Consider the following 10,251-nt stretch of genomic DNA (forward strand, 5'->3'; position numbering starts at 1 on the left):
CTCGTGACCAGCCTTCCATGGGCTAGACCGAATGGCAATGATTGCGCGACGGTCGCCGTCAGGGGCCGCGACCATAGCCGGGGCGTTGATACCTGCCTCCAACATCACCTTCTGTCGGCCATGCTCCCCTGGGCTAGTCAACCAGTGGTAATTGATGAAGCCATCAAGCTCGCAGTCCCATTGGCTAGCGCGTTGCGCATAGCGCAGCTCGTCATGGACTAGAACGTGTCGAGACTCTGAGGCCCCGCGCTCTGGGCCGGGCCAAGCGATGTCCACCCTTACGTCGCCCATCGGCTGATTGTAAGGGCAAGAAGCGGGGTCTCATATGGCGGACGAGATACCTAGTCCGAGTGCTACCCGCCCCCAGGCCCACTCCATGTAGTGATGCCCACACGGAGTTCTCCTCCGAGCATCGTTCCCTAAGGGCTCATACGGTGGAGCCAGGGGGACTCGAACCCCCAACCCCCTGCTTGCAAAGCAGGTGCGCTACCAATTGCGCCATGGCCCCGAGGGCGCCCGCTCTCGCGGACGGTGTGAAGAGTGACGGGAGGCCGCCGGAGGTCTCAGACCTCGTCGGTGGCCTCGGCCCAGAGCTCACGCTCAGCCTGCTGGTCGCGGTTCTTCTTGAGCACGGCCAGCCCGCCGACCGCGGCGGCCAGCATCACCAGGATGCGCTTCATCGATGCATCTCCTTCGACGGTTCACGGGGGCGCCGCCCGGGCGGCGGTGCCGATGCGGTGGGCCTAACTGGACTTGAACCAGTGACCTCTGTCTTATCAGGACAGCGCTCTAACCGACTGAGCTATAGGCCCCGCTCGTGCCGCTGACCTGCGCTGCCTCGAACCTCGAAGCTGCCGGTCACGCGACGCACGAGGTTACCGCACCCCGTGGTGGCCCACCAAAGACTGGCCGGCCATGACAGGCCGACCAACCCAGGCCGGCCAGCTCTACTCGTCGGAGAGCGTCTGGTGGATCCCCCCGACCAGGGCGCTGCAGACGTTGTAGAGGAAGGCCCCGAGCGTGGCCAGAGCGGTCAGCAGGATGACGTTGGCCACCGCGAACACCGCGGACAGCGACACCACCCGCCCCAGGCCGATGTAGTCCATCAGGTCGAAGCTGCTGGCCGTGTTCTCACCGCTGGTCACTTGCACGATGAAGTCGTTGAGCGTGGAGAACACGCCCATCCCGGACAGCACCGTCCACAGCACCGCCACCGTGATGACCGTAGCGATGCCGAACGCCACCGACAGCAGGAACGAGATCTTGAAGACCGACCACGGGTCGAGGCGCTGAACGGTGAGCCGCACCCGCCGCGGCCCGGTGCGACGCGGGCGCTGACCCGGTGCTCCCCGGGAGCCACCGCGAGTCGGAGCCCGCCCGGCCGAGGCGCCTGCGGCCGATCCCCCGGCGACCCCGGAGGAGCGGGCACCCTGGCGCCGCGACGAAAGATCCCGCCGCGGAGAGACCCGAGCCATCGCCCCTTCGCGCATCGAGGCCGAGGTGGGCTTGTCCTCACCGTCTTCGGCCGACGCAGCTCGCACCGGCCCCTCCTGCGCGGCGCTTCTGTCAGAGGACTGGGTCGCGGTCGAGCCGTGCTCAGCGGACTCGCCGGACTCCACGTCCGGGCCGTCTCGCTTCGTCGTGCTCATGACTCGTCTCCTGTGCCGGCTTCCGGTGATGCCTACTGTTCAGGCCCGGCCACAGTGTCAGGCGCGACAGCCTCCCCGGGTGTCTCGGTCGAGGCTACGCCATCGGTCGCGCCTTCGGCAGTGACCTCGGCGGTGTCGAGCACGTCGGCCAGCTCGCTCTCCGCGTTGCGCGCGACCGCCACGATGGCATCGCCCCGGCCCGGCGTGGCGAATCGCACTCCGGCGGTGTCTCTTCCGGTGACCCGCACCTGGTCGACGGCGGAGCGGACCACGTTGCCGCCCTCCATCACGACCAGCACCTCGTCGCCCGAGTCGACCGTGAGCGCCCCGACCAGGCTGCCGCCACGGTCGCTCGCCTTGGCCACCTTGATCCCCAGGCCACCACGTCCTTGCACCCGGTAGGACGAGACAGGAGTCCGCTTGGCCATCCCGGTCTCGAACACCACGAACACGTACGGGTCGCTGCCGGCGGTCACCACCTGCATCGCGAGCAGGTCGTCGCCGGGGCGGAACTTCATCCCCGTCACGCCCGAGGTGGCCCGACCCATCGGCCTCAGTGCGTCGTCGGTGGCCGTGAAGCGCACCGACTGCCCGCTCACCGACACCAGCAGCACATCGTCCTCGGCCTCGGCCAGCCCGGCACTGACCAGCTCGTCCCCGTCGCGCAGGTTCACCGCGATGAGCCCGCCCGAGCGCGGCGAGTCGTAGTCGGTGAGCCGGGTCTTCTTCACCAGCCCGTTGCGCGTGGCCAGCAGCAGGTAGTTCGTGTGGTCATAGTCCGGCAGCGTGAGCACCTGGGCGATCTGCTCGCCGGGCTGGAAGGCGAGCAAGTTGGCCACGTGCTGGCCCTTGCCCGTCGGGCCGCCTTCGGGGATCTCGTACGCCTTCGCCCGGTAGACCCGGCCCCAGTTGGTGAAGAACAACAGCCAGTGATGGGTCGAGGTGATGAAGAAGTGCCCCACCACGTCGTCCGCCCGCAGCGCCGTGCCGCGGCGCCCCTTGCCCCCGCGGTTCTGCGGGCGGTACTGCGCCACCTTGGTGCGCTTGGCGTACCCGCCGCGGGTGATGGTGACGACGACATCCTCCTCGGGGATGAGGTCCTCCATCGACATGTCGGCCCCGAAGCCGTGGATCTCGGTGCGCCGGTCGTCGCCGTACTTCTCGACGATCTCCGCGAGCTCCTCGGAGACGATCGTGCGCTGGCGCTGTGGCGTGGCCAGGATGTCCTGGTAGTCCACGATGAGCGCCTCGAGCCGGTCGTGCTCCTCGATGATCTTCTGTCGCTCCAGGGCGGCCAGCCGGCGCAGCTGCATGTCCAGAATGGCCCGCGCCTGCACCTCGTCGATGTCGAGCAGCTCGATCAGACCCACGCGGGCGTCCTCCACCGTGGCGCTGGCCCGGATCAGCGCGATGACCTCGTCGAGGGCGTCCAGCGCCTTGAGCAGCCCGCGCAGGATATGGATCTGCTCCTCAGCCCGCCGCAGCCGGTACTGCGTGCGCCGGACGATGACCTCGATCTGGTGGTCCACCCAGTGCCGCACGAACGCCGACAACGGCAAGGTGCGCGGCACACCGTCGACCAGGGCGAGCATGTTGGCGCTGAAGTTCTGCTGCAGCTGGGTGTGCTTGAACAGGTTGTTCAGCACCACCTTGGCGATGGCGTCGCGCTTGAGCACGATCACCAGCCGCTGCCCGGTGCGCCCCGACGTCTCGTCGCGCAGGTCCGCGATGCCGGCGAGCTTGCCGTCGTTGACCAGCTCGGCGATCTTCTTGGCCAGCGAGTCGGGGTTGACCATGTACGGCAGCTCGGTCACCACGAGGCACTGCCGGCCCTGGATCTCCTCCACCTCGACCACGGCCCGCATGGCGATCGAGCCGCGCCCCGTGCGGTACGCCTCCTCGATGCCGGCCCGTCCCATGATCTGCGCGCCCCCGGGGAAGTCCGGGCCCGGGATGCGCTCCAGCAACGCCTCCAGCAGCTCGTCCCGGCCGGCCTCGGGGTGCTCCAGCAGCCACTGCACCCCCGAGGCGACCTCGCGCAGGTTGTGCGGCGGGATCTGCGTGGCCATCCCGACCGCGATCCCCGCAGAGCCGTTGACCAGGAGGTTCGGGAACCGCGCCGGCAGCACCGTGGGCTCCTGGGTCTTGCCGTCGTAGTTCTCACCGAAGTCGACCGTGTCCTCGTGGATGTCGCGGACCATCTCCATGGCCAGCGGCGCCATCCGGCACTCGGTATACCGCGGGGCGGCGGCCGGGTCGTCCCCGGGCGTGCCGAAGTTACCCTGCCCCTGCACCAGCGGATACCGCAGCGTCCAGTCCTGCACCAGGCGCACCAAGGCGTCGTAGATCGCCGTGTCGCCGTGCGGGTGGTAGTGCCCCATGACGTCGCCGACGACACGCGAGCACTTGTTGAAGCCGCGGTCCGGCCGGTAGCCGCCGTCGTACATGGCGTAGAGCACGCGCCGGTGGACCGGCTTCAGCCCGTCCCGCACGTCGGGCAGCGCCCGGGAGACGATGACACTCATCGCGTACTCGATGTAGCTGCGCTGCATCTCCGCGTTGAGGTCGACCGCCTCGATACGGTCAGTGATCGGAGTTTCAGTCACGTAGAAGTCCTAGATGTCGAGTTCATGGGCCATCTTCGTCAACGCTCGTTCCTCGCTTGATCCTCAGATGTCGAGAAACCGGACGTCTTTGGCGTTGCGCTGGATGAAGCCGCGTCGGGACTCCACGTCCTCACCCATGAGCACCGAGAAGACCTGGTCGGCGGCCGCCGCGTCCTCCAGAGTCACCTGCAACAGGACCCGGCCCTCGGGGTCCATCGTGGTGTCCCACAGCTCCTTGTAGTCCATCTCACCGAGCCCCTTGTACCGCTGCACGCCGGTGTCCTTGGGGAGTCGTCGGCCGGCGGCCAGGCCCTCGGCGATCAGCACGTCTCGCTCGCGGTCGCTGAACACGTACTCGTGCTCGTGGTTGGTCCACTTGATCCGGTACAGCGGCGGCTGGGCGAGGTAGACGTACCCGGCCTCGATCAGCGGCCGCATGAACCGGAACAGCAGCGTGAGCAGCAGCGTGCGGATGTGCAGGCCGTCGACGTCGGCGTCGGCCATGAGCACGATCTTGTGATACCGCGCCTTGGTGATGTCGAAGTCCTCACCGATCCCGGTGCCGAAGCCCGAGATGAGCGCCTTGACCTCTTGGTTGGCCAGAATGCGGTCCAGCCGGGACTTCTCGACGTTCAGGATCTTGCCGCGGATGGGCAGGATCGCCTGGTTGTGCGGGTTGCGCCCGCGCACCGCGGAGCCGCCGGCGGAGTCGCCCTCGACGATGAACACCTCGGAGACCGTCGGGTCCTTGGACTGGCAGTCGCGCAGCTTGCCCGGCAGGCCGCCGCTCTCCAGCAGGCCCTTGCGCCGGGTCGCCTCGCGCGCCTTGCGGGCGGCCATCCGGGCCGCGGAGGCCTGCACCGCCTTGCCGACGATCTCGCGACCCTCGCGGGGGTGGGCCTCCAGCCAGTGGCCGAACTGCTCACCCATCACCCGCTGCACGAACCCCTTGACCTCGGAGTTGCCCAGCTTGGTCTTGGTCTGACCCTCGAACTGTGGCTCGCCGATCTTGACGTGGATGACGGCGGTGAGCCCCTCGCGGATGTCGTCACCCGTGAGGTTCGCGTCCTTGTCCTTCAGCAGCCGGTTGGCCCGGGCGAAGTCGTTGACCAGGCGGGTCAGGGCGGTCCGGAACCCCTCCTCGTGCGTGCCGCCCTCGTGGGTGTTGATGGTGTTGGCGTAGGTGTGCACCGAGGCGGTGTAGGAGCCGGTCCACTGCATCGCGACCTCGAGGGACAGCATCCGCTCGGGGTCCTCGCTGTCGAACGCGATGACCTCCTCGTGCACCGGCTCGGTCCGCTTCGACTTGTTCAGGTGCTTGACGTAGTCCAGCAGGCCGTGCGCGTAGACATAGCTCACCGTGCGCGTCTGTGCCGCGCCGCCCTCGGGGTTCTCCTCCGGGTCGTCCACCCCGTCGATCGGGTCGTCGTCCAACGCGTCCGGGTCCGGCGCCTCCGGCTCACGCTCGTCGGTCAACGTCAGCGTCAGGCCCTTGTTCAGGAAGGCCATCTGCTGGAACCGCGCCCGGAGGGTCTCGAAGTCGAAGACGACAGCGTCGAAGATGTCCGCCGAGGGCCAGAACGTGATCGTGGTCCCCGTGGGCCGAGGGTCGGACTCCTCGATCGCCTCGTCCGCCGACAGGGCCGCCTGCGGGACACCGAGACGATAGGACTGCCGGAAGACCCGGCCCAGCTGGCGCACCTCGACGTCGAGGCGCTGTGACAAGGCGTTGACCACCGAGGACCCCACCCCGTGCAGGCCACCGGAGACGGCATACCCCCCGCCGCCGAACTTGCCGCCGGCGTGCAGCTGGGTGAGCACCAGCTCGACCGCCGGCTTCTTCTCCACCGGGTGGATGTCGGTGGGGATCCCGCGGCCGTTGTCAGTGACGCGGACCCCTCCGTTGTCGAGCAACGTCACGGCGATGTCGTCTGCGTGGCCGGCCAGCGCCTCGTCCACGGAGTTGTCCACGATCTCCCACACCAGGTGGTGCAGGCCGCGCTCACCGGTGGAGCCGATGTACATCCCAGGACGCTTGCGCACCGCCTCGAGGCCCTCGAGGACCTGGATGGCGGTGGCATCGTAGGCCGCCGCGTGCGCCAGCGAGTCGGGGGCCTCAGGGTCCGCAGGGACCGAGGGGAGCACGGGCATGTCGGGGTCGGAAGGGTCGTGTGGTCCAGCCGTAGCCACGTGGCTCCTCTGTGGTGGGGGAAACTCCGCCCCAGTTTACCGTCTCGACGGCCCGGAACACGCCAAATGCGACGCTAGAAGGCACGCATGCCGCACTCAGGGGGGTCCGGCCAGGGTCGTGTATGCACCCGGGCCCCACAATGAGCCACAGCCGCCCACAGGGTGCCAGCCGCAGCCCGGTAGTCACGCTACCCGTAGGTGTCACGCGGGCCGGGTCCGGGGGCACGCAGCGGTCCTCGGCGCCAGCTCGGCCCCCCGGGGCCGTGGACCACCAGCTCGGTCACCACCTCGGCGCCCACCTCGGCTTCGATGCGAGCCAGCACCGAGCTGCTCAGCAGCTGCATCTGGGTGGCCCAGGCGGTGGAGTCGGCACGCACGGTCAGCGAGGTGCCCTCGAACGCCACCGGCTCCACGTGCGCCGCCACCTGCTCCCCGACCATGGCGGGCCAGCGGCCGATGACCGATCCGACCTGGACCTCGGCGTCCCAGCCTCGCGCCGCCACCAGCCGGGTCACCTCGTCTCCGACCGGCTGCGGATCCCCCGCCGCTTCCGATGCGCCAGGGGTTGCACGATGCTGCTGCCTCCCCGCCGGAGCACCGGTCCGACGAGCGAGGCTCCCGGGGCGGTATCCCCGTGCCCTGGCGTTGGCGCGCGCCCGGGCGAGCGCCTGCTCCGTCGCCGACATCGCGCTCTCCGCGTCCCCCTGGCCTGCAGCACCCTGTGCCGGCGGTCCGTCGTCGCTGCTCATGGGCGGCTCATGGGCGGCTCATGGCTACGCCGACCGGGCGGTCACGCTCTGGTCGCGGACGTCGAACACCGCTGCCTCGCCGAGCAGGGCCGGGACATCTCCGGCGACGGCCGCCGTGACGAGCACCTGCTCGGCGTCGGTGACCATACTCGCCAGCCGCTCGCGACGCCCCGTGTCGAGCTCAGCGAACACGTCGTCCAGGATGAGGACCGGGTCGGTGCCCAGATCGCGCCGCAGCAGGTGGAACGAGGCCAGGCGCAGAGCCAACGCGATCGACCAGGACTCGCCGTGGCTGGCGTACCCTCGCGCGGGCATGGCCCCCAGCGTCAGGGCGACCTCGTCGCGATGGGGACCCACCAACGACACGCCCCGCTCGCGCTCGAGCGTCGCCCACTCCTGCATGCTCTGCATCATCGCCTGCTCGATGTCCCCGGCGGAAGGCACCGGGTCCTGCCCGGAGGGTGCCTTCATCGCCTGGGCCCACGACGGTCGGTAGGTGGCGGCGACCGTCGTCTCGGCGTCGCTGATCGCGGCGTACGCCTGCTGGACCAAGGGCTCGAGATCACGCAGCAGCCGCAACCGGGCATACGTGAGCGCGGCCCCCACCTGCGCCAGGTGAGTGTCGAACACGGCCAGCGTCGCAGCGTCCTCGGAGCGCCCGGAACGGAGCTGGCGCTGGGACTTCAACAGCGCGTTGCGCTGTTTGAGCGCCTTGTCGTAGTCCTGCCGCACGCCCTGCCAGCGGGGTTGTCGGGCCACCAGCAGGTCGTCGGTGAACCGGCGACGCTCCGCGGGGTCGGACTTGACCAGGGCCAGGTCCTCCGGGGCGAACAGGACGGTGCGCACCGTGCCCAGCACGTCGCGCTGCCGACTCAGCGGTGAGGTGTTCAACCGCGCCCGGTTGGCGCGGCCGGACACGATCTCGAGCTCCAGCAAGGTGGCCCGGGCGTCGCGCACCACCTCGGCCCGGATCACCGCCCGCTCACACCCGTGACGGATCAGGGGAGCATCGCCGGCGACCCGGTGGCTGGCCAGCGTGGCGGCATACCCCACCGCCTCGACGAGGTTCGTCTTCCCGTGGCCGTTCGGCCCCAGCAGCGTGCTGACCCCGGACGGAAGGCTGACCTGCGCCTCGCGGTAACCCCGGAAGTCGGTCAGCTCCACCCGGGTCAGGCGCACGAGTCAGTGATCGGCGGAACCACTACCCGAGGTGGGCTTGGAGTCACCCGAGGAGGCACCGGTGCCGGAGGAGGGGCCGGCGTTGGACGCTTCGGCGTCGTCCAGCATCCGGACGTCGTGCCCGCCGAAGGCGCCGCGGAGAGCGGCCACGGCCTGCATCGAGGGGGAGTTGTCCTGCCGAGAGGTGAAGCGGGCGAACAGTGCGGCGCTGAGCACCGGCATCGGCACCTCGTTCTCGACCGCCTCGAGCACCGTCCACCGGCCCTCACCGGAGTCGGTCGTGTAGCCGTCGACGCCCTTGAGCTCGGGGTTCTTCTCCAGGCCCTCGACCAGCAGGTCCAGCAGCCAGGAGCGCACCACGGTGCCGCGGCTCCAGGCGTTGAAGCAGCCGGTGACGTCCTTGATGATGTCCTTCTTGAGCAGCAGCTCGAATCCCTCACCGTAGGCGTGCATGAGGCCGTACTCGATGCCGTTGTGCACCATCTTCGCGTAGTGGCCCGCCCCCACGTCGCCGGCGTGCACCCAGCCCTCTTCGCGCGGTCCCTCCGGGCGCAGGGCGTCGAAGATCGGCATGGCCATCTCGACGTGCTCCTCACGACCGCCACACATCAGCCCGTAGCCGTTCTCCAGGCCCCAGATGCCGCCGGAGACACCGCAGTCCACGTAGCCGATACCCCGGGCGGACAGGTGCTCGTCGTGCTTCTGGTCGTCGAGGTAGAACGAGTTGCCCCCCTCGATCACCAGGTCGCCCTCGTCCAGCAGGTCGCCGAGCTGGGCCACCGTCTTGTGGGTGGGCTCTCCGTGGGGCACCATCACCCAGACCACGCGCGGAGCCTCGAGGCCCTGCACGAGCTCTTCGACGGTGGCGACGTCAGTGAGGTCCTCATCGAGGTCATAGCCGATGACCTCGTGGTCGGCGCGCCGCAGACGGTCGCGCATGTTCTTGCCCATCTTGCCCAGGCCGATCATCCCGAGTTGCATGTCATACCTCGTTTTCGTAGGTGCTCCGTGGACTGCGAACGGTGGTGGTCCTCCGCGCGCTCCTCAACCGGCGAACCGCACCGGCATCAGAACGTAACGGTATGACTCATCGGGGGTGCCGTCGATCTCAGACTGCCCGCTCAGCACCGCGGGACGGGAGGGCTGGGTGAAGGCCATCCGCGTGTACGCCGTGCCCAGTGCGGCCACTCCGTCGATGAGGAACTGGGGGTTGAAGGCGATCTCCACCTCAGGCCCGGTCAGCGACGCCTCGATCGCCTCACTGCCCTGGGCGTCATCCCCGGTGCCGGCCTCGATGGCGACCTGGCCGTCCGTGAGCCGCAACCGGACCGGGGTGTTCCGCTCGGCCACCAGGGCGACCCGGCGCACCGCCTCGATCAGAGCATGCGTGTCGATCACGGCGACCGTGTCCACGCTGCTCGGGAAGATGGAGGTGACCTTGGGGTACTCCCCGTCCAACAGGCGTGTGGTGGAGCGGCGGGAGCCGGCCTCGAAGCCGATCAACCCCTGCGCCCCGTCGGCGTCGCCCATCGCGACCTCGATCCCCCCGGAGGCGCCCAGCGCCTTGGCCGTCTCGGACAGCGTCCGCGCCGGGATCAACGCCACGTGCGAAGCCTGGGAGTTCACCGGGGTCCAGGTGAGCTCCCGCATGGCGAGGCGGTAGCGGTCGGTGGCCAGCATGGTCACCTTGTCTCCGTCGACCTCCACACGCACGCCGGTCAGGATCGGCAGAGTGTCGCCGCGGTCGGCGGCCACGGCGACCTGGGCGACCGCCTGGGTGAACACGTCGCCGGCGATGGTGCCGCTGGAGTCCGCCGGGGTCGGCAGGGAGGGGTAGTCCTCGACCGGCATCTGGATCAGCGAGAACCGGCTCGAGCC

The 10,251-nt window shown here is 69.2% G+C and carries 8 protein-coding genes and 2 tRNA genes; all 10 read right to left on the bottom strand.

The annotated features are described in order from the left end of the window. Positions 1-435 precede the first annotated feature (435 nt). Positions 436-508 (bottom strand) — tRNA-Ala (locus tag VJ976_RS08550). A 55-nt stretch (positions 509-563) separates the two neighbouring features. Further along, on the bottom strand, positions 564-680 hold the full coding sequence (locus VJ976_RS08555) for a DLW-39 family protein (protein WP_324099698.1): 117 nt from the start codon (positions 678-680) through the stop codon (positions 564-566). A gap of 58 nt (positions 681-738) precedes the next feature. Further along, positions 739-812, bottom strand: a tRNA-Ile gene (locus VJ976_RS08560). Between the two features lie 135 nt (positions 813-947). Further along, entirely contained in the window at positions 948-1,649 is a 702-nt protein-coding gene (locus VJ976_RS08565; RefSeq protein ID WP_324099699.1) for a DUF3566 domain-containing protein, read from the bottom strand. Between the two features lie 32 nt (positions 1,650-1,681). Then, positions 1,682-4,201 (bottom strand): DNA gyrase subunit A, encoded by a 2,520-nt coding sequence (gene gyrA / locus VJ976_RS08570; protein WP_414693603.1) that lies wholly within the window; start codon positions 4,199-4,201, stop codon positions 1,682-1,684. A gap of 117 nt (positions 4,202-4,318) precedes the next feature. Continuing rightward, positions 4,319-6,406 (bottom strand): DNA topoisomerase (ATP-hydrolyzing) subunit B, encoded by a 2,088-nt coding sequence (gene gyrB, locus VJ976_RS08575; protein WP_324099705.1) that lies wholly within the window; start codon positions 6,404-6,406, stop codon positions 4,319-4,321. 227 nt (positions 6,407-6,633) lie between these two features. After that, positions 6,634-7,194, bottom strand: coding sequence for a DUF721 domain-containing protein (locus tag VJ976_RS08580; RefSeq protein ID WP_324099701.1), 561 nt, complete (start codon positions 7,192-7,194; stop codon positions 6,634-6,636). Positions 7,195-7,218: 24 nt separating this feature from the next. Beyond that, positions 7,219-8,373 (bottom strand): DNA replication/repair protein RecF, encoded by a 1,155-nt coding sequence (recF, locus tag VJ976_RS08585; RefSeq protein ID WP_324099702.1) that lies wholly within the window; start codon positions 8,371-8,373, stop codon positions 7,219-7,221. A gap of 3 nt (positions 8,374-8,376) precedes the next feature. Continuing rightward, complete coding sequence (gene gnd / locus VJ976_RS08590; RefSeq protein ID WP_324099703.1) at positions 8,377-9,354, bottom strand: phosphogluconate dehydrogenase (NAD(+)-dependent, decarboxylating); 978 nt, start codon at positions 9,352-9,354, stop codon at positions 8,377-8,379. Between the two features lie 63 nt (positions 9,355-9,417). Beyond that, positions 9,418-10,251, bottom strand: an 834-nt coding sequence (gene dnaN / locus VJ976_RS08595) for a DNA polymerase III subunit beta (protein WP_324099704.1), incomplete at its 5' end; no start/stop codon positions are given.

This window comes from Ornithinimicrobium sp. (assembly GCF_035267225.1).
In the GTDB taxonomy this organism is placed as follows: domain Bacteria; phylum Actinomycetota; class Actinomycetes; order Actinomycetales; family Dermatophilaceae; genus Ornithinicoccus.

Excerpts from the sequence above, each read along its gene's own strand:
- VJ976_RS08555 (WP_324099698.1), bottom strand. The coding sequence starts at position 680 with ATGAAGCGCATCCTGGTGATGCTGGCCGCCGCGGTCGGCGGGCTGGCC.
- VJ976_RS08565 (WP_324099699.1), bottom strand. The coding sequence starts at position 1,649 with ATGAGCACGACGAAGCGAGACGGCCCGGACGTGGAGTCCGGCGAGTCC.
- gyrA (WP_414693603.1), bottom strand. The coding sequence starts at position 4,201 with ATGCAGCGCAGCTACATCGAGTACGCGATGAGTGTCATCGTCTCCCGG.
- gyrB (WP_324099705.1), bottom strand. The coding sequence starts at position 6,406 with ATGCCCGTGCTCCCCTCGGTCCCTGCGGACCCTGAGGCCCCCGACTCG.
- VJ976_RS08580 (WP_324099701.1), bottom strand. The coding sequence starts at position 7,194 with ATGAGCAGCGACGACGGACCGCCGGCACAGGGTGCTGCAGGCCAGGGG.
- gnd (WP_324099703.1), bottom strand. The coding sequence starts at position 9,354 with ATGCAACTCGGGATGATCGGCCTGGGCAAGATGGGCAAGAACATGCGC.